The 26,815-nt window shown below is 40.1% G+C and carries 26 protein-coding genes; all 26 read right to left on the reverse strand.

Going from position 1 to position 26,815, the window contains the following annotated elements:
- Window positions 1–26 precede the first annotated feature (26 nt).
- The 26 genes from cpaB to V7D18_RS06950 all read right to left on the reverse strand — a co-directional run bounded on the left by cpaB (window position 27) and on the right by V7D18_RS06950 (window position 26,735).
- The gene (gene cpaB / locus V7D18_RS06825) at window positions 27–845 is read right to left on the reverse strand and encodes a Flp pilus assembly protein CpaB (protein ID WP_426152732.1); all 819 of its coding nucleotides are present in this window, start codon (window positions 843–845) and stop codon (window positions 27–29) included.
- Window positions 846–966: 121 nt separating this feature from the next.
- Window positions 967–1,131, reverse strand: a complete 165-nt coding sequence (locus V7D18_RS06830; protein WP_104436451.1) for a Flp family type IVb pilin — start codon at window positions 1,129–1,131, stop codon at window positions 967–969.
- A gap of 121 nt (window positions 1,132–1,252) precedes the next feature.
- Window positions 1,253–1,414 carry a hypothetical protein gene (locus V7D18_RS06835; protein ID WP_426152734.1) on the reverse strand — a complete coding sequence of 54 codons (162 nt, stop codon included), beginning with the start codon at window positions 1,412–1,414 and terminating at the stop codon, window positions 1,253–1,255.
- A 12-nt stretch (window positions 1,415–1,426) separates the two neighbouring features.
- A complete protein-coding gene (locus tag V7D18_RS06840; RefSeq protein WP_426152736.1) occupies window positions 1,427–2,104 on the reverse strand; it encodes a prepilin peptidase in 678 nt (225 codons plus the stop codon).
- A 293-nt stretch (window positions 2,105–2,397) separates the two neighbouring features.
- Window positions 2,398–3,285, reverse strand: coding sequence for a tyrosine-type recombinase/integrase (locus V7D18_RS06845; RefSeq protein ID WP_426152738.1), 888 nt, complete (start codon window positions 3,283–3,285; stop codon window positions 2,398–2,400).
- A 180-nt stretch (window positions 3,286–3,465) separates the two neighbouring features.
- Window positions 3,466–4,413, reverse strand: a complete 948-nt coding sequence (locus V7D18_RS06850) for a reverse transcriptase domain-containing protein (RefSeq protein WP_426152740.1) — start codon at window positions 4,411–4,413, stop codon at window positions 3,466–3,468.
- Window positions 4,414–5,018: 605 nt separating this feature from the next.
- Window positions 5,019–5,474, reverse strand: a complete 456-nt coding sequence (locus V7D18_RS06855) for a hypothetical protein (protein ID WP_426152742.1) — start codon at window positions 5,472–5,474, stop codon at window positions 5,019–5,021.
- A 27-nt stretch (window positions 5,475–5,501) separates the two neighbouring features.
- Window positions 5,502–5,660: a hypothetical protein gene (locus tag V7D18_RS06860; protein WP_426152744.1), complete on the reverse strand. Its 159-nt coding sequence runs from the start codon at window positions 5,658–5,660 to the stop codon at window positions 5,502–5,504.
- A gap of 305 nt (window positions 5,661–5,965) precedes the next feature.
- The gene (locus tag V7D18_RS06865; RefSeq protein WP_426152746.1) at window positions 5,966–6,502 is read right to left on the reverse strand and encodes a hypothetical protein; all 537 of its coding nucleotides are present in this window, start codon (window positions 6,500–6,502) and stop codon (window positions 5,966–5,968) included.
- Between the two features lie 15 nt (window positions 6,503–6,517).
- Window positions 6,518–6,784, reverse strand: a complete 267-nt coding sequence (locus tag V7D18_RS06870) for a hypothetical protein (protein ID WP_426152748.1) — start codon at window positions 6,782–6,784, stop codon at window positions 6,518–6,520.
- Window positions 6,785–7,183: 399 nt separating this feature from the next.
- Window positions 7,184–7,597 carry an SMI1/KNR4 family protein gene (locus V7D18_RS06875; RefSeq protein WP_426152749.1) on the reverse strand — a complete coding sequence of 138 codons (414 nt, stop codon included), beginning with the start codon at window positions 7,595–7,597 and terminating at the stop codon, window positions 7,184–7,186.
- Window positions 7,598–7,905: 308 nt separating this feature from the next.
- Window positions 7,906–8,502, reverse strand: coding sequence for a transposase (locus V7D18_RS06880; protein WP_426152751.1), 597 nt, complete (start codon window positions 8,500–8,502; stop codon window positions 7,906–7,908).
- Window positions 8,503–8,539: 37 nt separating this feature from the next.
- Entirely contained in the window at window positions 8,540–9,193 is a 654-nt protein-coding gene (locus V7D18_RS06885; protein ID WP_426152753.1) for an IS110 family transposase, read from the reverse strand.
- A 947-nt stretch (window positions 9,194–10,140) separates the two neighbouring features.
- A complete protein-coding gene (locus V7D18_RS06890; RefSeq protein WP_426152755.1) occupies window positions 10,141–10,557 on the reverse strand; it encodes a hypothetical protein in 417 nt (138 codons plus the stop codon).
- Window positions 10,558–10,561: 4 nt separating this feature from the next.
- The gene (locus tag V7D18_RS06895) at window positions 10,562–17,752 is read right to left on the reverse strand and encodes an RHS repeat-associated core domain-containing protein (protein WP_426152757.1); all 7,191 of its coding nucleotides are present in this window, start codon (window positions 17,750–17,752) and stop codon (window positions 10,562–10,564) included.
- A gap of 75 nt (window positions 17,753–17,827) precedes the next feature.
- Window positions 17,828–18,337, reverse strand: a complete 510-nt coding sequence (locus V7D18_RS06900; protein WP_426152759.1) for a DUF4280 domain-containing protein — start codon at window positions 18,335–18,337, stop codon at window positions 17,828–17,830.
- A complete protein-coding gene (locus V7D18_RS06905) occupies window positions 18,325–18,858 on the reverse strand; it encodes an imm11 family protein (RefSeq protein WP_426152761.1) in 534 nt (177 codons plus the stop codon). Before V7D18_RS06905 ends, V7D18_RS06900 begins: the two co-directional genes overlap by 13 nt.
- Window positions 18,855–19,826: a pentapeptide repeat-containing protein gene (locus tag V7D18_RS06910; protein ID WP_426152763.1), complete on the reverse strand. Its 972-nt coding sequence runs from the start codon at window positions 19,824–19,826 to the stop codon at window positions 18,855–18,857. The genes V7D18_RS06905 and V7D18_RS06910 overlap by 4 nt, the downstream gene beginning before the upstream one ends.
- Window positions 19,827–19,835: 9 nt before the next feature.
- On the reverse strand, window positions 19,836–21,245 hold the full coding sequence (locus tag V7D18_RS06915) for a contractile injection system protein, VgrG/Pvc8 family (protein ID WP_426152765.1): 1,410 nt from the start codon (window positions 21,243–21,245) through the stop codon (window positions 19,836–19,838).
- Window positions 21,246–21,256: 11 nt separating this feature from the next.
- The gene (locus V7D18_RS06920; protein ID WP_426152767.1) at window positions 21,257–22,705 is read right to left on the reverse strand and encodes a contractile injection system protein, VgrG/Pvc8 family; all 1,449 of its coding nucleotides are present in this window, start codon (window positions 22,703–22,705) and stop codon (window positions 21,257–21,259) included.
- A gap of 12 nt (window positions 22,706–22,717) precedes the next feature.
- Entirely contained in the window at window positions 22,718–23,338 is a 621-nt protein-coding gene (locus V7D18_RS06925; RefSeq protein WP_426152769.1) for a hypothetical protein, read from the reverse strand.
- Between the two features lie 499 nt (window positions 23,339–23,837).
- Window positions 23,838–24,338: a hypothetical protein gene (locus V7D18_RS06930; RefSeq protein ID WP_426152771.1), complete on the reverse strand. Its 501-nt coding sequence runs from the start codon at window positions 24,336–24,338 to the stop codon at window positions 23,838–23,840.
- 555 nt (window positions 24,339–24,893) lie between these two features.
- Window positions 24,894–25,235, reverse strand: coding sequence for an immunity protein Imm33 domain-containing protein (locus V7D18_RS06935; RefSeq protein WP_426152773.1), 342 nt, complete (start codon window positions 25,233–25,235; stop codon window positions 24,894–24,896).
- A 275-nt stretch (window positions 25,236–25,510) separates the two neighbouring features.
- Entirely contained in the window at window positions 25,511–25,939 is a 429-nt protein-coding gene (locus V7D18_RS06940) for a hypothetical protein (protein ID WP_426152775.1), read from the reverse strand.
- 12 nt (window positions 25,940–25,951) lie between these two features.
- Entirely contained in the window at window positions 25,952–26,170 is a 219-nt protein-coding gene (locus V7D18_RS06945; RefSeq protein ID WP_426152777.1) for a hypothetical protein, read from the reverse strand.
- A gap of 109 nt (window positions 26,171–26,279) precedes the next feature.
- Complete coding sequence (locus V7D18_RS06950) at window positions 26,280–26,735, reverse strand: transposase (protein ID WP_426152779.1); 456 nt, start codon at window positions 26,733–26,735, stop codon at window positions 26,280–26,282.
- Between the last annotated feature and the right edge of the window lie 80 nt (window positions 26,736–26,815).

Consider the following 26,815-nt stretch of genomic DNA (forward strand, 5'->3'; position numbering starts at 1 on the left):
AGCTGATTCCCCTTTCCCAAAGAAAACTAATTTCCTTCATAATTCTTAAGTACAGATCCACGGGGTTCGTTTACAACACTGCTATCCTCCTGAGGTCTGAGTGCCAGCTGTATTTTTCCTTCCCCGCTTTTCATAAGGGCAATCTGGGCTGCCTGGGAAGGTGTCACTTCTAATGTGACGCTTACGTATTCCTCATCTTTATAGTCTTTCGTGCTGTCAAAGGAAAACGAGTTTCCAAGTGCTGCAACCTTAATATTCTGCAGGGCAATAACAGAAAATTCATTTCCTACAGAATCATTTACAATCTGGGCATTCGCCGGATTCTGGGGTCCCATGATCCGTTCCATGGCCAGTCCTGCCGGGATTGCTTCTTCGCTTCCCTGCACAGACGATTTCAGGGTTCCTGTAAAAATAACGTCCACATAGTTTCCCACTCTGAGATTATTGGAAACTCCCTGTTCTAAATCCGTATTTATGGATATCGCCCGTTTTCCTTCCTCCAGCCTTGAGGAAAGCCCAAGAACTTCTGCATTGTCTTCTGCAAGCCTCCGGTCTGTCAGCACTTCATCCTGAAAGACATTTGATACACATACCTTTCCCACTACTTCCTCCGGCTTTCTGTAATAGCCTTTCGTTTCTTCATCAACCAGTACCTTTTTAAGCTTTATCATATCCTTCGTCAGTGTTGTGTAGGGACTCAAATCCTGCGCTGCAACAACTACTTCGATTTTCTGTCCATCAGCCTTGGTTTGGAACTGATGGTTTTCTCGCAATGCAAGCATCCGGTATCCGGCTATGAACACAAGGAATGCAACTGCCAATGCAATCAAACGAATTTTTTTCACCTTAATTCCTCCCTGGTATTACACCTCATTACAATTCAAGACGAGGCTTACAGATGTTCACTGAATATTCGCCTCGTCTTTCTATAAGCAACAGCCGGTTTGATTTTTTATGACTTTTTATTTATGGCATTGAAGTATTTATCTTATCAAATGTACCCTGAACCTTACCGCCAAGTGCCTGTAATCCAACAATAACAGCAACAGCGATCAGTGCGAGAATTAAACCATATTCAACCATTCCCTGTCCGCTTTCCTCAGAAACAAATTTATCCCAAAGTTTTTTCATATTTTTCACCTCCCCATCTTCTGTATATTTAGAACCGGTATAAAACTGCATTATGCCAGATTCCATATTTCATCTTAAATTTTAAATATGTAAGAACCAAACCGGCTGGTTACTCCAAACATTATGGAAATACAGGAAGCAGACTGGTCTGTATCAGATTGTAAATCTTAACCGCAGCCCCTGACATATTTCCGAAGGTAATCGCGGCCACGATTACAACTGCTGCAAACAGAGTTGCATATTCAACCATAGCCTGTCCATTTTCAGATTTTAAGCTTCTCATATTCTCCTCATTTCACAAAATAGTGATTGAAATGTACGGCCAAAGCAATGCGATCAGAAAGCCTGCCATTATGTGCCCGCACATCGGGAACGTACTGTCCCGGACCAGAAAACCACATTTCATGCCTGCCAGGCAATAAAACCCGATGACACAGGCCATCCCGGTCAGGAAGTAAAAAACTCCGGGAAAGCCGACCGTAATCGCAATAATCATGGCGAGCTTTATGTCTCCCATTCCAACTCCGGGAGTCCCTTTCCTGACATAGGTAAACAACATTGTCAGACCGAAAATGACAACAACCAGAAACATCGCTCCAGCCGAACCCAAGAGCCCTGGTAAGCCGTCTGAATGTATACGGTATGTAAGACCTGCTGCCAGAATCACCCACAGCATTTCATTGGCGATGATTCTTATTAACCTGTCCACACAAATGCCAAAAACGGCAACAAAGCAGGTGAACACCGTAAATATGGCCTGATCAAACGGTAATAGAAAGCAGGACAATCCTGTAACACCGGCAGTAAAAAGCAGGCTTAAACCTTTCCACCAGGGATCCGGACTTCTTAGCGGCGCCGGATATCCCTTCCGCCTGCATTTATAACAGGCAAAGGAATACGATAATTCCGGTATAAAATAACCAACCAGACAGCTCATGCCGGTTAAAACGGCAGTTCCTAAAATTCCAATCATCTTTTCCCCCATGTTCCTGATCTTATAAGGTTTATTTACTGTTTCAATGACTGACTTATAAGCGGTTACAACAGAATACCTCTTTTGTTGTAAATATAAGAAAATTTAACCAGAGGTGAGCCTTTTAGGATAAAAAAGAAGGACACCGCAAACAGGCTGGGGATTTTTTCACAACTCCAGCCTGTTTGCGTTATCCAAATTCAACAAATTTATACATTTAAAACAGTTTCTTAAAATAATTGTAGACTTTTATGCATTTATGTAGTATATTAAGAATTAGATTCGACGTATTTTTACAACAAAAGAGGTATTCCGTTGTATTGTGCGACTAATAGATCTAATTGCTCCAGTATTTTTAAATGTGCATGACCGCTTTCTTTTGTATAAATACGGGTAGTATTCACATCACTGTGTCCCAATATATCTGCAAGCCTCGATAAATCCTTCTCCATCATATAAAAGGTCCTGGCAAATAAATGACGAAGGTTATGAGGATAAATCTTTTCTTCAGCAACTCCGGCCAGGCTTCCCAATGCTTTCATTTCCCTCCAGATATTGCTTCTGTCAAGCGCTTTTCCGTTACGGGTAATAAATATCATACCGGATATAATATGCCGCTTCTTTGCGTACTCTGTTAATAACTCGCATAATTGGCGGGTCAGAATGACGGTACGGATCCTTCCTTTGCATTCAACCTCTGCCACACCGCTCCTCACCGCTTCAACGGTAATAAAGGGAAGTTCGGAAACACGGATTCCACTGGAGCAGATCGTCTGCAGGATCATGGACAGACGTTCATTTTTGTTTTCCTGAGCTGCTTTGACCAGCCTTTTGTATTCTACTTTATTCAGCTCTTTAAGCTCTGTACAGAACACACTGCTGCTGACCTTGAAGAATTTTACCCTGCAGTCCGGCCAGCCGCTGTATTTAAAAAATCCATTGACTGCAGCAAGTGCTCCGTTGGCAGTAACAGGAGAAAACCTTTTTCGCAGCTGTGCTTTCCATACGATTACCAGCTCTTTGTTTATACTCCTTCCTTCCAGAAAGTACGAAAATTGCTCCAGATAATACCGGTATTTCTGAATGGTCACCTGGCTCTTTTCCTGGCAGTACAGCCATTTGCAGTATTCTTCTATTACGCCTGCTGTTATAGTTCTTACTTCTCTCTGATTCTTTTTCATAATTCCCTCCATAGTCTGCTATTGACATAATTCAGAATTGAAAATGTTTTATTTGCTTCAGTATCTGAAGATTATATCACTTATATTCAATATCGAATAATTTTTATGATTCAGATAGCAGATATTGGGATTTTGTAAAAAATATGTTTCAAAATTGCGATGAAATTTATGATATTTTTATTAGATTATGGGATAATCCCCCGTTGTGACCATTAAATATGATAGTGGATCAGGTTCCCCCGATGATAACATTGTTGATTCTACCGTTCCTTTAAATCGGAGAATTAAGTATATCAGAACTTTGTTAACCATGGGATTAATAATTCCTGCATATTTCTCGAAGCTTTCTCTATCCAGCTCATTTAACATCACATTTCCACAAAGCGGACTAAGCGGTCCACCCTGGGGGATTCCTTCTTCTGTTTTCTCGAAAAGTCCATTCGATGCAACTCCTGCATTCAAATATTTGTGAATTAGCGATATTACTCTCCCGTCTCTAATTGTGCGGGACAATACCTCTATCAGCTTGCTGTGGTTTACGGTATCGAAGAATCTCTCCAAATCCATACTCACCACATATACATAGCCTTCCTCCACGTTCTTTTTACAGGTTTTCAATGCATCATGCTGTCCTCTTCCTTGTCTGAATCCATAGCTGTTTTCCGAGAACTGTGGTTCGAACAACGGTGTCAATTCCTGCGTAATTGCTTGCTGAATGACACGGTCTACGACTGTTGGTATTCCTAACTTTCTAACTTTGCCTTTTTCTTCTTTGGGTATTTCTACCCTGCGGACAGGGTTTGGCTTATATTTTCCTTCCCTTATCTTCTGGATTATTTCGCTCTGGTTTTCTCTTAGATAGGGCAGAAGTTCATCTACCTGCATTCCATCAATTCCGCCTTTTCCTTTATTCGATTTCACTCTCTTATATGCCTTATTAAGGTTATCTTTCCGCAAAATCAGTTCCATTAGATTGTCCGTCCAAAAATCCGTGATGATGTTGTTGTTTTCAGTAATCCGCTGATAGGCGGACACTTCTGCATACTCTCCCTGTTCCGCAGGTACCATTTGCAGATAATCTTCCATATGAAGTTGTCTGTCCTTAAATCCATCTTTGGTTACATTCATTTACTCACATCTCCTAAAGTTCAGTCTTTCCCACGGTGCCTTAAGTCACCGAGGTACTATGACCTCTGCTGACTCCCTATGATAAATCTTATTTCAACCACAGTTACGAATGTTATATCGATTTAGCTGTGTCCATAGGGTCTCCCCGGGTACTCACACGTTCTTTCTCTCCATGTGTTCGCCATATTTACTATAAACAATTCCGTGTAGTTATTGGGCTTCGACTTGTACCGCAGCCTTACCCTTATTTATAGCCTCATATGATTTCTTTTCGTCAAACCGGAGATTTGCTTACACCTTCCTTCAGACTTGCAGTTACCCACAACGCCCTTGGTGTTCCGCTATATCCTTCCCACTACCGGGCACACGGTTAAAGGCAGGTGCACCTTACGGCGCTCCTGCCAATTTACAGCAGACGGCAATGCCGACTGCATAAGGATTTCAGACAAAGTTCTTCATTTTTAATAGGTGGCTGTCAATAAGGCAAAAGTCACCTAATAGGTGGTCGTAATCATACTGAAACCAGTTAAATTCATGACTTTATAAGGTGTCTATGAAGGTGCACCGGATAAAATTTCACAAGTGTATTGCCCGAATAGATGCAATCATTTATTAGGATTAATTGGTTTTTTTAGTATCTGCTCCCATTTATCATTTCCCATAATTCTATCAATTAAATGGTTCCTATCCCATGCAGCAACAATTTCTAAATCTTTACATTCATCATAACTACATGATTCCATCTCTCCCTTATAGTAAATGGAGCCAATACCTGTAATCGCGTCAACGACACATTGAGGCGGTGCCCATGCATCCTCTTCTTTATCAAATTTTATGTTATCCACAATTCTCCATATTCCATCTTGTAACAAATCTTTATACACTCCAACAAAAAAACGATATTTATCATTTGGGGGTAACTGATTAAAATCAGAACATATTGCTTCGTAAACTGCTAATGTAAATTCTTTATATAATCGTCCATAAGCGTTTAGCCCATTGGGTAATGGAATTTCATATATATCTCCTAATTTTAATCTCTTCTTGTTTTGCCTACTCAATTTCTCCAAATTCTCCTTTCGCTGCATTTAAGTAAATATTTTTCTTTTTGTTATGATTGTCTCAAGTCTTCCGTCTTTCCGGTGACTATATCGGACGATTTCTCTTCCCTCATCGTCATTGATACTGGTAAGCTTTCCTCTCCAGTCATATCCGTAATGCAGCCTTTTTCCGGTCACATCGGTCATGGTCTTTAAGCTTCCATCTTTGCCGTAAGTACAGGATAGAAACATATACCAAATTTAATATAATCAACTCCGATATATGGTCTACTTTCTAACATTTTCAAAGCCACTTAACGTTATAGTCTCGTTTTTAACATTCTATATAGCTTTTGCAAGAGACTATCGCAAAAATTAATTTTTCATAAAGATAATAGTCAGGCGGAATCTAAATCTTATTGAATTATTGACATTTTGCGACAGTCCCTTTATACATTATTTAATTAAAAGAATTTGATGCAAATATTTATTATGCTCACCTTTTCATTCAATTAAAGTTTTACATCATATTCTTCTGATTGATTTACATTAATTGTAATAAAACGTATTTGATTAAATAGCTTCTGCGCATCTTTTCCTATATAATATCTCCCAATTTTTTGATTACATTGTTTTTTAATATTTTTATTAAATATGCTTAATATTTTTTTTGATTCGGGTGTTTTATTTATAGTTCCTGCATGCCCACATATTAGATAATGATTTTTATAAATACCACCAGGCCAAATAACAATTGAATTCTCATTCTCCATTTGATCAACATAATATTTAACACCACTGTTAATTTGCTTAACCTCTCTAATATTTAATTGATCATTTTTCTCTAATACTAAAAAACTTTCACTTTGATGATCACCCGATAAGTTGATTCCTATATTCTCATATTCTTCTAATGAATCATAAACTTTTATTTCGCTTGAATCATAGGAATTAGTTTCAATATATTTTAGTTGAATATTTTGCTCCACGTTTTGAATGATTTTTATTAAATCTAGTTTTGTTGTAAAAAAATATATTTCATTAGCCATCCTTATCTCCTTCTTTTAATCGTCTAACATATTGGGTAAATCTCCTAAACCAGCACCTTTGGGAATTAGTATTGTTGATCCTCCGGTTTTACTATTTATTGAATTTGCGGCATTTTGTTCCCTTATAGTAGGCGTTTTTCCATCTGCATATACATCAACAGTATTTATTCTAACCGTAACCCCATCTTTAGTAGCAGTAACATCTAAATAATTACTACCTTTATTACCTCCACTTGGTCCTGGTAAGTATTCTTCAGGTCCTCTGCCACCGCCTCCAATCACTTTATAACCCTTCTCCTCTAAATAGTCACAAATTTGGGTGTTTTGCGCCCTGAGATAATACTGTGCTGTCTCCTGATCACACGAATTCAAAGCATGTATTTGTAGTAGTTTCTGGTATTGACTTTCTGACCTTATTCCGTTATCGCATATTTTTGAGGGAGAAAATCTATATAAGCGAACAAGAATAACTGACTATGTTTATTCAGGAATGTATCAACATGTTAATTAATGCATTCCATAAAAACAGCTTGAGAATTCTGAATAAGAAGAGGAATGGATTTTAAAGAGCCAGTTTAAAATCAGAGGATTTTACCACTACTAAATGTAAACAGTAAAACACTTCCAAATTGAAAATTGTTTTATATCAATTTGGAAGTGTTCGAGAACTTTAAATATACTCTAGTATTCCAATAAATCGCCAGAATACATGTCATGAACAAACTTATTAAAGTTATTACCACATACTTTAGAATATTTATATTCTAGAGAATCCATAGGAATAATTCTAATTTCTGAAGAACCTTTTTTTAAGGCAAATGCCATACCGCAACCGTCTGAAGCAAATGGAACCAAATTGTTTTCCTCAACTTCCATGTTTTCTTGATAAAAATCAATAATATCTTCCAAACTCCATAGATCTAAATAATAATCTCCGATTTCTCCACTACCTCCATTATATAGTAGCAAAATCTTTCGTAATTCTTCCGGAAACTTGATTCCCAATTCTAACTCAGCTCTACATATTTGGCTTTCTGTATTTTGTTCTTCTTGGAAGTTAAAATCTTTAAAAATGTCTTTATCAAAAAAATCCATAATTATTTATTCAATCCTCTCTTAGCTTCATCTCGTATTTTATTCCACCATGGTGTAACATATTTCCTATGGGCCTGTCCTTGTATAGCTGTTTTATTAGTTAATTCTGTCGGACTGCCTCCAAATTTAACAGGCTCCACCTCATGGATTTCCAATCTCGCTATAGTAGCTATCTCCCTTTCTTATATTTTTATTAATCTCATTTGCTTGTTTTCTAGCAGATTCATATTCATCACCATCTAGCAATACCCACTCTTTATTTTTATCTGGTAAAGGGACATATTCATCTGGATATTCACTCCAATCAGTTATCTTAAAAGTACCTGCATCAGAATCAACAACTTCAATATGACTAGTATCCGAATCCTCTTTACCAACATTCTTCGCTGGATTCCGTACACTATGTTCACCAATCGGCGCATGATACAGACTAATGCCTGCGATTTTGTCTTTCCTTCACCGATTTTCCGCATATAATAGTCATAAAATACCGGATGATTAGGTGCTCCGTTCTTTGGTCTGGACACCATGGTTACTGCCATGAAATAAAATAGTCCATGTAACTGACGGTTTCCCTGTCTGGAACTTTGTTCTTTGCCTTTTCCGGCGGAACTAAACTTTACAGGAGCTACTCCTGCAAACCTTGCCAGCTTATCAGCATTGGAAAATCTTCGGATATCTCCGATTTCTGCAATTAACTTGCTTGCGATAGACGTTCCAATTCCGGGCATATTGGTCAGTTTATAATCAAAGCTAAGCAGGATTTTCTCGATTTCTTTATCAAGCCCTGCCAATTCTTCTCTCTGATGTTCCAAATCCCGTACTAGACTTGTTGTAATAAAATCTCTGGATTCCTGATATTCGCGATAAGTATTCCCATCATTCTTTACACAATCCAGAATCAACTCCGCTTTGTCTCCTCTGATAATCGGAGAAATTTCTTTAAATTCGATTGTTAAATCTTCTGCTGTTTTTTTCCTGTAAATGGACAGGGGACGGGTAGGTCTTCCAGAAATACATGGCACATTTCCCGTCTATTTCGCTGAAGAACTTACTATAACTGGGATATGCCATGGATATCTGCTCATGGAGTCCGTTCTTAAAACGGATACCATCTTTCACCAGTAAATCTCTCCGATTCACCAGCTGTGCCAGCGTCCATTCATTATCTTTTGGTTTTGCATCTGGCAAGGTATGTAACTGGTTAATCAGAACCGTTGCCACACAATACGCATCATGCTCATCATTTTTTCGGAGCATGGGTGCGCTTTTTCTCTGGTCATAAGCCAGAGCAGGATTAATGTCTTTTACTATGTAACCATTTTCAATCAACCAGACAGCTAAACTTCTGCCGTAGCCGTATGCATTCTCCAATCCGTAAATGGGTTCAAGCCCAAGATAATTGGATTTTCTGTTTACCTTTTCTGCCAGCTTTTTAAATTCACTGGGCTTATTTTCAATAACAACAACTTCTAACTTCTCATTCCAGCAGTTCACCATCACTGCGGTATGGGTTTCCTTATGCAGGTCAAACCTACATATAGCAGATTTTCTCTTTTCTGCAATTCTCTCCCTCCTGATCTTGTTTCCAACCAATCAGTTCCCGTACCGGCAACCTCAGATGACAGCGTTAACTCATATTGAGTCCGCAAGGGTTCGACAGCCTATCTACAACAACCAATGGGTGAAAGGACAAGTTATTTCTTTTATTGGTTGTTGATGTTAACTCTGTATCGAATGGATTGCAAGTTATTTCTGGATTTATTTTCAGGAGATAGAAAAACAGAAAAAAGAATGGAAATGGGAGTTACAAAAGAAGTATTTTCACCCCCTGTAACCCCCGGCAGCCCCATTTTACCATAGAACCAATTTCCTGTAAATCCCATGGTTCACCATGAACCATGGGGGTAGGCAGTTATCTTTAAACCAATTGCAACGCAGAATGGAGGTCCCATTCCCTGTTAGCCCTGTGTCGAAAAATATAGCCCCTGTATGACCTTTGAAACCGATGCTGGGACACGTATGCCATTCAGGCAATAAAAAGCCTTGTTGGGCAAATTTGCAGAAAAAAGGGAGGTATCCTTTTCCTTGATAAATGTTTAAATTGCGGTTACCACCTGTTCATCTTTCTGCTACTTTAAAAAAAGTCGCATCTATGGCTGTTCTTTTATATGTCCTTAAGTCACATACTTGCTGCTATTTAAAAATGTGGTTAAGGAAATATTTTCGCTCATTTCCTGCACTAAAAAAGGGGTGAACCATGGGGTCGAAAATGATGCTGGTTAAAAGCAGGTGCACCTTACGGCGCTCCTGCCAGTTTACAGCAGACGGCAATGCCGACTGCTTAAGAGTTTTAATCTATGTCCTCCTTTTTTATTAGGTGGCTGTCAATAAAGCAAAAGTCACCTGTCAGGTGGTCGTAACTGCACTGGAGCCAGCCAAATTCTGGACTTAATAAGGTGTCTAAGCAGATACACCTTTTAAAATTTCACCAGTTATTCTTGTCAATTTAAATAGCTCAACTTTAATTGCTTAATGTAACTTTATTCATTACCCAAGAAAAAGTTTATCCTATCCTTTATAGCTTTATCAACGGTATTGCTATTTCTTATCTCATTTAACAAATCAAGATATGATTCTTTATTAACTAACTTGGGATCATTAATTATCCTATTCATCATCCAAACTGTATGCAACGTAGGCTTTCTCTTAACGGATTGATACAATAGTTCCTCGTACCCATTCTTATAAAACATCTCAACAAAATGAGTTAATGGGCCTGGTTGTCCAAAATCAGCCTCCGGAAATTCTTCCATTAACTGAAGTATTGGTTCAACAAAATAAATTGGATTCTTGGATTCCTTTATACTATCCACTACATCATACGCAATATTAATAAAATCATCTTCGCTAACTGCTTTTTTTAAAGTTTCTATAAATTCCTGTTCATTATTAATCATAACATTAATTACCTTTCTTCATAGTATTGGTGACATGCTGCAATGCTCTTGTCTGTGCTTCTAAAACAGAACTTTGTGGTATCTTGCTATTATTAGTTAATATTGTTACATTAGCATTAACATTTTCAATTGGAGTTTGTGTTCTTGCATTATGTTGACTTTGAGCCCTATTTACATCTACATGTACTTCGTGAGGTAATGCCATAACAATATTCTGTTTTGAAGCATCAGTTGACAATCTAGTAGTTGCTAATCCCTGTTCATTAAGATTTGCATGCTGCCAAACTTCATGTCCTTCTAGTCCATCTCCTACAACTGAACGTTTTGCAAAGTCCTCATATGTTGTAACCTCGTATGCTTCTATAGGAGTCTGCCCCAAACCCTCATTACTAACACTCTTCTTCGCCGGAGTCTTTTCTGGTTCCTTTGGACCTTCATCTTTACAATTATTATACCCGCTAGGATCATAATACATCACCGGATTATTTGCGCAATACGCATACAGATTCAGTCCATCTCCCCGGTACACATCCTCCTGCAGGAATCTTCCCACCACCGGATTATAAAACCTGGCTCTGAGATAATACTGTGCTGTCTCCTGATCATACTGCTGACCCGTATACAATATCCGGTTTTGAATTTCCTCCGACTGTCTGCGGATAGCTCCAAAGGCATCATACTCATAGAAGTTCTCAACATTCCTCTGGCTGCCTGTTATATAAGCAGTATTATTTCGCTCATCCAGATGATACGCATGGTATCCAACCTTTCCTACCACTTCACTGGCTGCTACTCCATAGCCTGGAATATGCCTGCTTATAGCATTCCAGTCCTCATCTGCTTCTGCCTGCATCTCTCCATTATAGAAGATGAAACGGGATACCTTACCATTTACAGACTTTTCAGCTCTTAACTGCTCCCCGTCGTAGAAGTTCTCCAGCTTTAATTTATCTGATACTACTGCAGTCTGCTGACCAAACGGATTATAATGATACCTCCTTTCCTCACAATCTCCGGCTTCTTCCAGGATATTTCCCTGGTCATCATACCGGTATGTATAGTTTCGTCCAGTCGCATTCCTCTCTATCAGCTGGTTTCTTCTATTATAGCAGTACGTCTCTTTCCCTGCAACGGAAGTCTTCTCCAACCGGTTTCCGCAGCGGTCATATACATAATGAGCTGCATCTCCATCATAAATCTCATCAGTCAGACGGTTCATGGAATCGTAGCGGTAACAGACAGCGGTCTTTTGTGCACAGCTCTCTTCCGCCATAACACAGACTCCCTCTTTAGCAGTCCGGTTTCCATTGAGATCGTACTCATATCTGTAATCAAACAAAGGACTGCTTTCTGATAAAAATGTTGCAAGGCGGCTGATGTTTCCATCTGTATCGTATTCATAAAGAGTCTTTATTCCGCTTAAATGGGTGATTGTCTCAAGTCTTCCGTCTTTCCGGTGACTATATCGGACGATTTCTCTTCCTTCATCATCTTTGATACTGGTAAGCTTTCCTCTCCAGTCATATCCGTAATGCAGCCTTTTTCCGGTCACATCGGTCATGGTCTTTAAGCTTCCATCTTCGCCGTAAGTACAGGATATTAAGGTTTTTCCGCAGGAATCCTTTTTTACCAGCTTTCCGTCAGGACGATACTCATAGGTATAACAGAAACCGTCAGCAATTGCCTTTTTTCTCAATCCAAAGGAATCGTATTCCCAGCTTCTGGTTACCGGATTCTTTCCATCCCGGTCACAGCCTGTTTCCATCACCGGATTTCCATCTACGTTATAAGCAGTCCTCACCTGGTTTTGGTTCCTGTCTATATGCAGTATCTGCCGTCCTTCTCTGTCATACCGGAATATCTCACTGCGTCCATCCTGATCTATGATCTCGCAGACCTTTCCCTGGCTGTTGTACCGATAGGTGATGACACCTCCGTTTGGATCCGTGGTGCTGGTGACATTTCCCATGCTGTCATAAGTGTAACTTTCAATTCCGCCGTCTGCATTGCTGACTTTCCTGATTCTTCCCCAGTTGTCCGTATCGTAATTTGTCCGGTTCCCATTTCCATCGGCAACTCCCGTAATCCGCCCATTTGCATCATACGTATAAATCTGGGACGGTTTTCCTGCTTCTCTGCTTCTTAATGTTTCCAGACTGGTTATCCGCCCATGAAATCCATATGTATACGTGCACTGATTTCCATCCGCCGTTCTTTTTATCTCCAGATTTCCGTCGGGCAGGTATTGGTTTTCTTCAAGAATGGTTCCTGCTCCATCTGTGTGTGTGAGAATATTGCCGTAAGAGTCATATGCATAGGATAAGTTATTTTTATACTCTTTTTCCTGTTCCACATCCCCATTTGGCAGAACTTCTTTTTCCAGGCGGTCATTCTTATCGTATTCATATCTAAATACTGGTCCCAGACAATCTTTTACATACGTAATCCGGTTCTTTAAATCATAATCATAAGAAAGTTCCCACAATTCACCGCCTTTTCCCTGACGCGCAATTCTTGTTATATTTCCCGCCCGGTCATAGGTTATGGAAACTGTCCGGTCAATTCCGTTTTGCTTATCGAGTGTTCGTTCCGCAATCAGGCGGTCACAGGTATCATATTCCCGGATGAACTCATAACCTTCTGGTGTTTGTATTCTGGTCCTGTTTCCATTTTCGTCATAATTATAGCTGGTTATCGCATATTTTGCTTCACCTTTGACCGGAGCCAGTCCGCTGTTCAGCTGTTCTTTTATCTCCGAAAGTCTGCCTGCTTTATCATAATTATAGCGAATGATCTGATGTACATCTTTTGAGACTGCCTTCTCTTCATAGATCTTTTTCCCCTGCACATCATACCGGTAAATAATGTCAGCTCCATACCCGTCTTTTACCTGGATCAGCCGGTCTCTTTTATCATAAATAAAACTTAGCTTCAGACCCGGGCCATCCTCCTCAATCAGTTGTCCGTCTACACTCCAGTATCCACCATGACGCTGTTCCTCCACCTTGTTTCCATTGGCATCATAAACATAAGTAGTTCTCTGGTAAAGAACTTCGCCTTCCTTCTCTTCTACTGGCTGCATTACTTCACATAACTGATTTCTTCTGTCATAACTATATGTGACAGTTCTGCCCATAGCATCGGTCTTTTTAATCAGATTGCCGGAAATGTCATAACTATATTCTGCCTGCAGGATGCCGTCCGGACCGGTTACTGTCTCCAACCGTCCTTCCAATCCATAAGTATACATCCAGCCTGCTCCGTCATCGGTCTGTGCATCATAATCCTCCGGCATGACGTGCTTAATCCTGTTTCCTGCTGCATCATAGAACAGTCTTTCACAGCCTCCGTCCGGATAATGTATCCGAATCTGGTTTCCGTCACTGTCATAATCAAAGGAAACACCGGCTCCGTCATCGGTACTCGTATCGTAGGCATTGGGATGAACTTCCTTTAATACTTTTCCTTCCCCATCAAGAATCTGCCTGCTGTGGCTTCCATCCGGAGAAATGCGGTCTGTCAGCCTGTCAAGGAAATCATACTTGTATGTATACTCGCCTTTTCTCTCTTTCCAGGCTTTTGGAGGATACATGGCCATCAGTCTTCCCATTCCATCATAGAGATAACGGGATTCATTTCCTTCCCCATCTTTTATCATAGTCCGGAAGTTATTTGCATTATAGCCATATTCTTTTCTACTGCATTCACTTTCTTCCGACATCAGACGTCCCATGCAGTCATATTCAAACCGGACCTCTTCTCCGTCAGGATAAGTGATTACATCCGGTTTCCCGGAATTTTCCTGATAATGATATACGGTAGTATTTCCAATGGGATCTGTCTCTTCTAAAAGCCTGCCTTTCCGGTCATAGTAATAGCTGTGAGTAAACCAGATTCCCTCTTCTGCCTCTTCCTTTTTTTCAATCAGATTGTGATTTTCATCATACACATAGCAAAATCTTCTGCCTGTATTGTCTGTTTTCTCCTCCAGATCATCGCTCTGATTATAGTGATAAACCGCTGCAAAACCTCCTGCCAGTTTTTCTTCTGCCAGCCTTCCCTTTGAATCATAGCTCCATTCTTTTCTGGAGCCTGATCTGTCCGTAACACTGGAGCGGTATCCCTGTTTATCATATTCATAGAAGACCCCGGTTCCATCCTCATAATGTACGGCCAATATCTCCATATTTTTTCCATACTTATAAAGAACCGTTTTATTATCAACACTGCTAAATGCCCTGACACTCCGTTCCTCATCCAGATATTCTAACCGGTAAACATCTCCATTTGCCAGTGTCTGAAGCACCACCCGTCCGCTTCTGTCATACTGATTCTCCAGATATGCCACTTTTGTCTGGTCAACTGCTTTGATCAGAGATCCATTTTCATCATACTCGTAGTGAGTAATTCCCTGATCCATGTGGACAATATCAGTTAAAAGTCCCTTTTCATATCTGTACTGCATGGTTCTTCCCATGTTGTCAGATATCTGAATTAAATGTCCGCCTTTCATGATAAGACTTAAATGGTATCCCAGTGAAGTGGTAATTCCTTCAAGAACATCTCCCCTGTATGTGAAGCTTATGGTTTGTCCATTCCGATCTCTGATTGACAGTAATAATCCCTGAGCACTGTATATATAAGTACGGTGTTCTTTTCTGTCAGCTATGCTCCAGCCATCATTTTCTTTAACCAGATCAAACCAGCCGCACCCATAAGAGATATTCTCAGCCATTTCTCCAGCCCACTCAAAGGTCAGATGATGACCGGTATCCAAAACAACATGACGTTTGGATCCATCCTGATAAAGTCTTCCCTCATAAGGAAATCTCCATCCAGATCCCATAATTCCAGGTTCCTTATTCGTAGAATAATATCTCCTGGTTATTTTTATGGATTCCCGTATATCAGGCAGAATAAAGTCGGTTGCCATAATTAAAAATGCACCGGATACCGCGTCAATCGGCTCCCCCAGCAGCTGAGCCAGACCGCTGGTAACAAAGTTCTCCTGCAGGGACCTCAATACATCCACGTTTCTGTCCGGGAGCATTGCATCGCGGGTAACATCCATTACCGTACCCGAAAACGTTCCCACTCCTGCTCCCACCAGTTTATTAACCAGCCTGGAATCGGTTTTTAATGCTCCCTGCACCTTTCCAATCAGCTTTGTCTGGGCAACTCCCTTGAACATACCGAACATAAAGTTAGAAGCTGAATTCTTTATACTAACCTTTCCTGTTGTTTCATATTCCTGTATCATGCCAAAGAACAGGGATCCGGCTCCCTGGACGATTGTATTGGTGACCTGGGATTTTGAACACAGGATTTTGCTTAGTTTCCCTGCAGACGCCGCATTTTTTAGCGCCTTTCCAGTAACTACATCAAATACTACATCTGTAATTCCGGATGCAAGATTATATGCAGCTTCATTACCCTGAAATACAGTATCCCTTATAAAATTTGCCGGCCGCGAGGCATCAAGAGCGTTGACTTTGCTGTAACCATCAAGTCCTTCTGCTATATCAGCAACTGCAAAAGCGGTCTTTGCACCAGCCACAGCAATTAACAGCGGACCTGCAGCTCCTCCTGTGGCAACGGTCAGTGCGACCGCACCAACCACAGTAGCAATGCTCAGTATTCCATTTAAAACCTTCTGCTTACTTTCCTGCTTTCTGGCAGCAAGAGCAGATGCCAGCTGATTGTTATTTTCTTCCCGGGCTTCACTGTCCCCGCTTGTCAGATCTGCTTCTAGTTCTCCTGCTGATGGTGAAGCCGCCGAATGTGTTTCTGCTTTGTGGGTGACAAGAGCTGATTTGATATCCGCTTTTTCCTCCAGGGTAATGATATCATCTCCACTGTCACCAATCTGCAGCACCACTTTATTCTCACCGGAAATCATCAGCTTCTGAACCGGGGTTTCTCCTCCTGCCATTAAGCCTTTCTGAGTTTTTATATTGATGTTTTTCCCTGTGAGGGATACAAATCCGGATTTATTTAAATTAAGAACAATGGAACCGCTGGAATCCGGAGCATAGTTTAAGGAGTCCGGAGTCAGATTCATTGCACTGCCGCTGGGATCTGAAAAATTCTTATTATCCGGCTTCTTACTTCCTCCGCCGCCGCTTCCGCTGCCAATGGCATGGACTGCAACAGCGCTCTGCTCATCATGCTCAGGAAAGTAAATATGTACTCTGCTTCCAACTTCCGGCATACAATAAAAGCTGCTGCTTTCAATTGCATAGGTAAAATATTTCATCTGAGCCGAGGGTTCATAACGTTTATCTATATCAAAATGGACCCTGATCTGGTTTCCGCCCCGTTCCTTTACTGTAGCGGGTATGCTCATGCCATATATTCTTGGATTCTGCTCTTTTTCTCTCCGAATCCCTTCTTTCCTGGAAAGGGTATAATGATAAACCAGTTCTCCTTTACCAGTAGAAATATTCATGGCCGTAACAACTGCTGCGATTTTGTTAAAAGAGACCGCTTCTCCCATACGCAGAAACTTGCGGGTACAAATATTCCAATGGGAAGCCTCCTGGGACAAAATGCCTGATGGTTCCAGTACTTTAGCAAAATGATTCATGTCTTTTTCCAGAACATAATCCTCTTTTGCCAGTTCTGCTCCAAAATTCATTTCGGGAACTCCAAAATACACTTTTCCCATTGGAGAAGAGGCATCTGCCAGCAGACTGGAACCAAAATGGCTTGCCAGCCTTCTTAAGAATACCCAGTCACTTTCTTCATACTGCAATAGCATTTCAGGTATCCTGGCATCTTTTGTAATTTCATCTTTGATATCAAACTGTCCATAATCAGCAAGCACCTTTCTTGCCACATCCATATATGTCATGCCGCCGTCAAGGAAACTTCTGCTCTTATCAGTCCGCTCCCAATCTTTTGTACAGGAGTAGGCTTCCAGATACAGATAGGATAAGCCTTTCTCTGTTTTTATAGAGACAGTTTCAATCTTGCCCTGAAAGATTACCTGACCACGGGTACTTTCCATTTCACGGACTATTACCGGCTGAACGGTTGCCATGTTTACGTAATCTTCCGGATTCTCTCCGTCTGTCAATAGCTTCAGGGAAAGAAATTCATGATCATTTAATCTATGTGTCAGCTGAAACAGTTCAACCTGGATGACACCGTCAAGCGACAGTTCAATCTCCAGTTCTTTGTATTTCATTTTCATATGTCAAATTCCCCCTTTATTATGAAGCAGAGGTATGTCGCTTCATCTTGTATCTTTTGAATTTATCATGTTCCATCAACTCCCTGCCTCCGGCTGCCCGGACTCTATAATCTCAATCTCGCCTCCATAAATGCAGTACAGCTTTGCTCCTCCCATTAATGGCCGGTCGCCGTCCGTTTCCACTCCATCCTGCCCGTAATCCCACTCCTGGGCTATGATGTGGGGGGTACAGACGCCTAATACCTGGGGAACGCCTTCTGCAGGCGCAGCTTCTTCCTTTTCTTTTTTCTTTTTTCCTCCGGTAAAAAATCCCATAACTTTATCAAGGAATGTATCCGGACTTAATTCCTTTACTTTATCCTGAACTTTTTTTGCTTCTTCCTGCGTGCTTGGATTTTCCATGCTGTAGCATCCCCCAAAGCAGATCACATGATATTCTCCCTTACAATCCTTGACCGTCATTTGAGCCTGCTTTTTCAAAAACACTCCGTGTGTTTCATGAAGAACCACTCTGCTTTGTCTCATTCCCATACTGCACTGGGTACAGGCACCATGAACCACATAGGTATCAGTTAATTCTGCCATGCTTCCACCTCCACTTCCTTAAATACAATGCCGATTATATTTCTGCGAAGCAGACTTTCCACTACTTCCAGGCTGACAAGCGGATTTGGGAAACGCTTGTCATTCAGCAGAAATACTTTATGTTCTCCTATCTTTACCGGATCCAGAACCAGACGTTTGATACTTCCGTTGGTATAGAATTCAGTTTTCTCTGAAAACATATCCAATCGTTCCAGCAGAAGGTGATGGTAAACCATTATGGTCTCCCGCTCCTTGCTGGCAATTGTAACCGTCTTAAAAACCATATCATCTTCATACATGTCAAGTACTGCCTTGACTTTATCCGAAACTAAGGAAACCGGACTCTGGATAAAATCCGGCGCCGTCTCGCCGCTTTCTTTCGTCAGATACATCATATTTGATTCGGATATTTCCCCTGCATCCTCTTTATAAAAAATATGTCTTGGACCACAGATATCAAAATCACGGAACTGTATTACATCTGGCAGCCGTTTATCCTGTTCCATTGTGAAAAATCTCATTCCATTTCCCTCCTGTCTACAAAAATAACCTGCAGCTGCTGTGGATCCAGATGCAGAAACGGGATATCCTTCTCCTGGAAAACGGCATTTTCTACATCTGCCCCTGTGAAATCATTTTCTTCCCAAGTACAATTAGAAAAATCAGACTGCCGCATATTAGCATTGCAGAAGCTGCATCTTTTGATTCTGCAGTTTCTGAACTGTACCCCCGTCAAGTCAGCTCCATCAAAACAAAGACCAGTTAAATCACAATTCTCAAACTGGCTGAACAGAAGAAGCTTATTGCTGCAATCCGAATCCTTCAAATCAGCCTCGTACCAGAACTTATTTATCATGACCTCTTCCTGCTCTTTTGAAAGGCGCAGGCATCTGTCCCAATCCTTCTGTTCCTTTTTTTCTCTGTCAGCAAAAGCCACAAGCTCGCTTTCATCCCGGTACTCACCCCAATAGATTCCCCATGTGGAATGCTTTGGAATCTGTGCAAAGTCCTCATTCTCTTCCATATCCCGAAACATATAATGCAGCTGGAGAGAGAGTATCTGGTTCCACTCCATAACACAGTCCTGAATCATATTTACCACGTCATAGGAGTTGACCTTTCCCATGTATTTCCTTCTGTCAAGCTCAAGCTTCTCCTTAAGTTCCTTAACCGGCTCAAATAAATAATCGATGGAAAATGTAGTTTCAGCGGCATCCTCATCCATATGCCAGTTTGCGTCCATGGCACGCACCAATACCTGATAATGATCATTCAGCAGATCTGCCCGAAGAAGAGAAAAATAAATAAACATGATTTTTTCTTTCTCTTTTTTTTCTATCTCTTTCCTAAGCACGGAAAGTACCTGTCTGATCGAATCAGAAAACTCTTCCGCCTTCTCCTCCAAACCAACGATAAACTGTTCTTTTTTCTCCTCAAATAAACGGAGTTCCTCATCCTGAAATGCTGACAATGCTTCCTGTCTGGTCATACAAACCTCCTAATTCACCTTTACCTCGGTTCCCTGAATATACACATTTCCATCCTCAGGCATCTGGATCATTCCTCCCTTGGAACAGGTGATTACTGCCTGTTCCAGCGCCTGCAGACTGACTGCTTCTTCTGCTGTGATATCCAGATTCTCGGCTGCTTCTATATTAATGGTTCCTTTTGCGCTTAATGTAATGTCTCCGCCCTTTCCGATCTTTACAGCAGAAGCTCCTTTACTGCTGGATAAATAGATCCCATCTGCTCCCAGTTTCATTTCCTGTCCATGGGGATTGCTTAAGTACTTGCTGGAAGAATCCCCCATACGGTCAGGTACTCCCCCGCTTTTCCCGTCATAGGAGCTTACCGCACTGACAGCAATTACATCTTTCGTATATTTAGAAGCGAAATAAACGCGGATTTTATCACCTTTTTCCGGCATGTAATACCAACCGCTTCCATCCGGGGATGCGGAAAGGGTGGAAAATGGAAACCAGTATTGATCCCCAGCCCCCGCACTGCTGTCAATATCCAGATGAACCTTTATTTTGGTGCCTGAGACGGCAAGAACTGTTCCCTCAAGGGCCGTTCCAATGATATGCATGGGATATTTTGTTCTGGAAAGGATTCCCGTTTTTTTCTGAAGCTCCATACGGCAAAGCAGCATTCCTCTTTCTAACTGACAGGAATATTGCCGTATAACAAATGCTCGTCCTTTATCCTCCACCTGTTCAAAGAGCTCGGGCAAATGTTCTGATTCAATCTGCATAATGAGAAAATCATTGTCACTCACTGCTTTCCCCCGAAATGTCCAGTCACTGTATTCTCCCATTTCCTTGGAAAATCCAGTTTTTTCATAACTCCACTTTCCCCATGGAATGTCAGGCACACCTCCGTACAATGTGATTGTTTCAGACTGACATCTGCATGCTAAAACTGCATTCAGCATGGAAAGCATTCGTTTCAGGAACTCCCAGTCTGTCTCCTGATACTGGACTGCAATCTCTCCAATGGGTTTGTCTTCTATGGAAAGCCTGATATCACTGCCTGGATATTCAGAGAGGATTGTCTGGAAAAGCTGTCCGTAGGTCATGTTTATATCCTGAAAAGATCTGGAACGTCTTTTCTGATCCATAAGTATACTTCTGCTTCGTGCTTCAGCAGTAATTTTAATCATGTTACCTTCCGAAGAAGTGGCCACGTCAGTCAGGATGCCAGAAAATACAGGCTTTCCCTTTTCTGCATAGACAGTAATCGAATCATTTTCCGTGAGTCCAAACAGCGTCTCCTCTCCCTTCCCTTCCGGCAGGTAACCGCAAAGTCTCAGACTCCCATGCTCCCCTGGAACGCAGCTGATATAAAGCTCAGCTAATTGCTCCACTGGAATACCTTTTATTTCAATCTGTTCCGCTGTATACGCCATACAATCACCTCCTAATTCTCAAAAATCTCATTGCCGTGAAATGCTACCGTTCCCTTTTTTATCTCAATATCTGCTCCAGCCTGATTCACAATCTTTATGGAATCCTGAGATTTGATAGTTAAATCCTTTTTGGCAGAAAGATTTAAATTTTCCACTGCTGAAATAGTAAGATCTTTGATTGCATTTAAGACAACTTCTCCATCTTTTTTCAGAAGAATGCTGCCCTGTCCATCCCCAGCCGCAATCAGGACCCCCTCCGGAGTCATCTGTACCTGGTTTCCCTGCGCGGTTTTAATATTTCTCTGATTCGGATTATCCGCAGAACCGGAGGCGCCTCCGGCCTGTGGTTTGTTTCCCTTCACATTGGTGACTACATAGGCCTCTTTCTCGTCATCTACCGGAAAATAAACCCGTACACTCTCTCCATTTTCAGGCATACAGTACCAGCCGCTTCCGTCTGATGAGGCTGCAACAGTGGAAAATGGAAACCAGTACTTTTCTCCTGTTCCAGCTTCGATCTCCATATTTACCTGAACCTGATTCCTTTTCACTGCGGCAATTATGCCTTCAATAGAAATTCCTGTAATTCTCTTATTAAAATAAGGCAGTATTTTCATACTTTCCTTCTGCCTCAGCCGGTATCTGTTTATCAACAGACCATCCTGCAGGCTGCGCATGGCAGTTTCCACAAACCAGGAAGTTCCCTTATAGGTAATCTGGCTCCCGATTGATACGATGTCATAGGATACAAGCTCATAAACCGTATTTTGAGATCTTGTTAAATCACCAAGTCCGTTTACTTTTAAATCATTCAGCCTGATAAAGTCCTGTGACAACTGATAAGGAAGCTCATCCCAATACTGCTTTTCCGGTTTGGGAGATAATCCCGCTTCAAATCGAATGTTGGGAAATGCAGGGTCAGGATAAAGAGCATCGTTATATTTGGAAATAAAACGTTTTAAGAACTCCCAGTCTGTCTCTTCGTACTGGACTACCAGCTGGCCAATGGGGACATCCGGGATATGTACCATGTGGTCGGAGCCTACATAGGATTTCATGATCTCTGATACAAGCCCGGTCACACTCATCTGCGGATTTTGAAAGATCCGTTTCCGCCGTGTTACATCCATCTGATGCGTTCCATCCCATGCCTCAATGGTAAGTATTTTTTCTCCCCCATCTCTGGATAAGGAAACCTTGTCCAGAATTCCGTAGAATAGGACATGATCTTTTCCATCTTTTTTATAAACCAGAGACACAGAGGTGCTGATTCCATGAAGATCATTATCATCCATCTCACTGTCCATAACTGCTTCCGCATATAGAAAGGCATGCTCTCCCGGTTTTTCCCTGATATCAATCGTTCGGAAATATGCAAGTCCCTGTACTCCTAAAAAAAGATCTTTGTAGGTAACTGCTTCCTGTCCACTCCGTATCTGTGCCGTATTACTGTTTCCCATCTCAATCCCCCCTTATTTCGCCGAAAACAGATTATTTAAAGTTATTACCATTGCTTCCAGAAACACTCCATACGTATCCTCATCCTGTTTTCTGCAGTTGTAATTTCCGGTAAACTGCTGTCCTGTTCCCTTCAGCCGGAATACAATGTTATAAAGCCTGTCTTTTCCGGATGGCACATCAAAGCAGATATAGTCTACAAAATCCAGTTCCTCTGTCTTCACAATTTTTGCGTGCAGCCGGTTGGCAGCCATTCCGTTTACCAGAAGATTTGCCCATTGCTTCATGGATACCGGTTTAATGGGTTCCTTTGGCCAGGAAAGAATCTGGCTGACCTCATGGGTATGACTTACATATATGACTCCTTCCGCCTCCTCCTGGGATGCTTCAAAAAAATTCCGGAAGATAACAACAGCGATCTGGCTGTCAGTAAAGGTTCTGGTTTCAAACTCAAATAGCTCTCCGCTTTCCAGTCTGAACTCTCCTGTTCGGATGCCTTCCATTGCTTTCTCTATTGTTAATTTTTGTACTGGCTCCTTTTGAGCATTCTCTTTCTGTTCTGCCAGAAGTTTTTCCTCTTTCTCCTGCTGTCTTCTTTCCCGTTCCAATAATGCAATCTTTTCATCTAATCTCATCGATAACTCTCCTTTCTGTTAAATGCAATCTAAATTCATAACGATAGACAGTCCCTTCTAAGTTTGCCGTTTGTAATAATAGTTCTTATTTAAAGGCAAAAGCTTTCTGTTCTTTAAGATTCATCCCCTTTCTCTTGAAAATCCAATCTTATCAACCACTATTACGGTTACAAATATCTTACTTTTTTAATTTACTATTTTACTTTTGTATCCATTCCATTTTGTACAGCATAATATATAATGTGACACATTTCAACATAAGTGCTAAAATTATACACGTTAGATTCCAAAATTTGCATATAACCATTTTATAAGTAGATATAATTAGATTACATGCAAAAAAACACAACCAAATTGAGGCTGTGCTTTTGTTCTCTGGTTAATACCATTTTGTTAAATTTTTAAAAACTATTTTCTTCTGACTAAAAAAACAACCCTACGTTAGAATCAATAAAACATGAAATAATATCCGCAAGCATAGGAGCCATAAGTTATTTCCCTAATACCTAATTGTTATATTTTCGAAAACCTTATCTTTGTTATCTCTATTTTTATTTTTTACTATAATTGTAAAAATACTAGGATTATAATAATTATGTTTTTTTGCCTCATCCTCTGAAATTAATACTTCCACACCACTAGAATCATTGAAACATGAAATGAAATCAGCAAACATCTGTAAAATTTCTAAATGATCCATTTCTCTTAATTTTCCTTCATAGACAACATTGTTATATACATCGCTTGATGTATATGTTCCTTTTGAGTTTTCATCAATAAACATAATTTCTTTATCAAATACAAAAATTGATGTATGTACTCCATAAAAATTGATAAATAGGTTCTCATCGTCACCATCAAAAACTATCGTTTCAACTTTTATATCAGAATTTATATCAATTTCTTCGCCTTCTTCGGATAAAACCCTTATATCAGTTGTTGCACTTTTTTCTACTCTTGATATTAAGTATTGTTTTAATTCTTCATTTTTAAAATTCATACAATAATCTTCATATATAGTATCCATCAAATATAGTTCCTTTCTGAAATTGATTTATAGGATATTTTGTCTTACCCGTCCCTTAGGTGTAGTAATGAGGTATCCGACAAACGGTGAAAATTCGTATTCGTTTAAAAAAGTATAACGCATCTTCGTGCTATTTACGGCAGAAAAAGCGAAAGAAAAGGGAGCTACAAAAGAAGTATTTCAACCCCCTGTAACCCCCGGCAGCCCCAGTTTACCATAGAATCAATTTACTGTAAATCCCATGGTTCACCATGAGCCATAGGGTACACGATCTAGCTGAACTTCCAATGAAATAGATTCAATATACCACTTTCAGCTTGCCCTATGTCGCAAAATATTGCCCCTGTGTGACCTTTAAAACCGATGGTGGAACATATTTCCATTTAGGCAATAAAACACCTCGTTGGTCAAATTTAAAACAGCGCCTATGGCCATCTAACCTCGTTAACTTTATTTTTCAATTATTTTAAATCTAAATATCCATATATTATATAGTTTATCTGTCTCGATTATAAAGTTAATTTTAATTTAACTATTTTCCAATATTTCGTCAATAGTTATTTCTCTTTCCGATTTTAAATCATAAAATCCTATAAAAACACCTTCCTCATATAACCAAAATAGATCTGAACCATAAGGAGCTTCAAATATCTCTAAAATTACCGGTGCAATTTTATTAATACTTTCAGCATTTATAATTATAAAATTATCTGGATTTTTAATATATTCATCATCATCCTTTTCAGATAATAAATTCCAGCCATTTAATTGTTCTATTGAACTCTTTTCTCTAAAACTATATCTAACTGGTATTCCATTATAAACATTTCTTGATACTATAAAACCACCATACATATCATTTTCTATCATTTTAAATCTCCTTTGTAAGGTTAATGTTTGGATTGCTGTTGCCTCGTGTTCGTCATTCTGTTGTTTTTTCAGAAAAATGTCGCATATAGGCCAGTTTCTCATATTCTCACAGTCGCACAAACGTAACCATTTTTGAAATTTAACACCAGATGATTTCTCTTTTATTAGATGGCCGTAATATGGAACACATTACCCATTAAGTAGCCGTGACCACTCTGAAACCAGCTAAATTTCAAGGTTTTAAGGTTTTTGCTAGGTATACGAAAGAGATTAATCTAATTAGGCCATTCAAACTGTTGCAAAATATAATCGTTTAAGCTGATTTTATTAGGATTAACAGCTTCTTCAGAAGCATGCCAGCTAATCTGCTTTACTTCTGATTTTAATTTTGCCAAATTAATAAACCACTCATCTTTATCATAATTTTCAGTAATAAATACTTCATACATTGAAAAAAGGTCTTGAGGTATCTTACTTTCATAACTTTTTCGGGCAAATATTATACCTATTTTAGAATTGATCATATAAACAATCCCATGCTCCTGATGGTTCAATCTTGCCCATTCTTCACCAGCTCCATCATCCCAATCTAAATTTAAATCTTTATCGAATTGTTTGATTTCATCCAATGCTCTTATAAAAACCTCTTCTTTAAAGAGGCATTTATCTTTTGCTTTAATTAATATTTCCAATAAATCACTCACTGTTGACCTCCTTTACGGGTTTCCTGGGCAGCCATGTATAAACCCCGTTTTCGTTCTATAAATGTTAATATAGTTTGTTAATTCTCCTTTACCTGTAATTCCTACATTTCCATTTATAACAGGAACTTTAGCTTTATCTGCAAAATCTGCGGGGTTTCCAGAGATCGGTTTCCATAAACTATATTTATCCGCATATGCCGCTGCATCAAGAACAGCTTTCTCAGCATCCACATATAAAGGAATTGACTTTTTCCTGGTGTACCATTCATATGTTTGTCCATTCCAGCAGAATCAATTGTATGTGTACCTCACGTCTTTGTGCTGTTTTTAAATAGAAAAATTACTGTTCTTCTTCTCGAATCGGTTCCCGATATTCTGTCTTATTTTTCATCATTCCGTAAACTATATTTACCAAACGACGCATAATGCAGACCAGTGCCTGAGACTTTGTCTTCCCTTCGCCGATTTTTCGCATGTAAAAGTCATAAAATACCGGATGATTGGGTATTCCGTTCTTTGGTTTGGAAACCATTGTTACCGCCAGGAAATAAAACAGTCCTTGCAGCTGGCGGTTTCCCTGTCTGGAACTTTGTTCCTTACCTTTTCCAGCAGAACTGAACTTTACAGGGGCCACTCCTGCAAATCTTGCCAGTTTATCTGCACTGGGAAATCTTCGGATATCTCCGATTTCTGCGATAAGCTTACTGGCTATGGAAGTTCCAATTCCAGGCATACTGGTCAGTTTATAATCAAAACTAAGCAGGATTTTCTCGATTTCTTTATCAAGCCCTGCCAATTCTTCTTTTTAATGTTCTAAGTTTTACGGAATATTCCTGCTCATTTCCTGCACTAAAACAGGGGTGAACCATGGTAATT

It is taken from the genome of Lacrimispora sp. 38-1 (genome assembly GCF_049890855.1).
GTDB lineage: Bacteria > Bacillota > Clostridia > Lachnospirales > Lachnospiraceae > Lacrimispora.

Excerpts from the sequence above, each read along its gene's own strand:
- V7D18_RS06910 (WP_426152763.1), bottom strand. The coding sequence starts at position 19,826 with ATGACCAGACAGGAAGCATTGTCAGCATTTCAGGATGAGGAACTCCGT.
- V7D18_RS06930 (WP_426152771.1), bottom strand. The coding sequence starts at position 24,338 with ATGAATTTTAAAAATGAAGAATTAAAACAATACTTAATATCAAGAGTA.
- V7D18_RS06925 (WP_426152769.1), bottom strand. The coding sequence starts at position 23,338 with ATGAGATTAGATGAAAAGATTGCATTATTGGAACGGGAAAGAAGACAG.
- V7D18_RS06835 (WP_426152734.1), bottom strand. The coding sequence starts at position 1,414 with ATGAGAAGCTTAAAATCTGAAAATGGACAGGCTATGGTTGAATATGCA.
- V7D18_RS06935 (WP_426152773.1), bottom strand. The coding sequence starts at position 25,235 with ATGATAGAAAATGATATGTATGGTGGTTTTATAGTATCAAGAAATGTT.
- V7D18_RS06860 (WP_426152744.1), bottom strand. The coding sequence starts at position 5,660 with ATGACCGATGTGACCGGAAAAAGGCTGCATTACGGATATGACTGGAGA.
- V7D18_RS06920 (WP_426152767.1), bottom strand. The coding sequence starts at position 22,705 with ATGGGAAACAGTAATACGGCACAGATACGGAGTGGACAGGAAGCAGTT.
- V7D18_RS06905 (WP_426152761.1), bottom strand. The coding sequence starts at position 18,858 with ATGAGATTTTTCACAATGGAACAGGATAAACGGCTGCCAGATGTAATA.
- V7D18_RS06900 (WP_426152759.1), bottom strand. The coding sequence starts at position 18,337 with ATGGCAGAATTAACTGATACCTATGTGGTTCATGGTGCCTGTACCCAG.
- V7D18_RS06915 (WP_426152765.1), bottom strand. The coding sequence starts at position 21,245 with ATGGCGTATACAGCGGAACAGATTGAAATAAAAGGTATTCCAGTGGAG.
- V7D18_RS06850 (WP_426152740.1), bottom strand. The coding sequence starts at position 4,413 with ATGAATGTAACCAAAGATGGATTTAAGGACAGACAACTTCATATGGAA.
- V7D18_RS06840 (WP_426152736.1), bottom strand. The coding sequence starts at position 2,104 with ATGATTGGAATTTTAGGAACTGCCGTTTTAACCGGCATGAGCTGTCTG.
- V7D18_RS06865 (WP_426152746.1), bottom strand. The coding sequence starts at position 6,502 with ATGGCTAATGAAATATATTTTTTTACAACAAAACTAGATTTAATAAAA.
- V7D18_RS06895 (WP_426152757.1), bottom strand. The coding sequence starts at position 17,752 with ATGAAAATGAAATACAAAGAACTGGAGATTGAACTGTCGCTTGACGGT.
- V7D18_RS06845 (WP_426152738.1), bottom strand. The coding sequence starts at position 3,285 with ATGAAAAAGAATCAGAGAGAAGTAAGAACTATAACAGCAGGCGTAATA.
- V7D18_RS06890 (WP_426152755.1), bottom strand. The coding sequence starts at position 10,557 with ATGATTAATAATGAACAGGAATTTATAGAAACTTTAAAAAAAGCAGTT.
- V7D18_RS06875 (WP_426152749.1), bottom strand. The coding sequence starts at position 7,597 with ATGGATTTTTTTGATAAAGACATTTTTAAAGATTTTAACTTCCAAGAA.
- V7D18_RS06830 (WP_104436451.1), bottom strand. The coding sequence starts at position 1,131 with ATGAAAAAACTTTGGGATAAATTTGTTTCTGAGGAAAGCGGACAGGGA.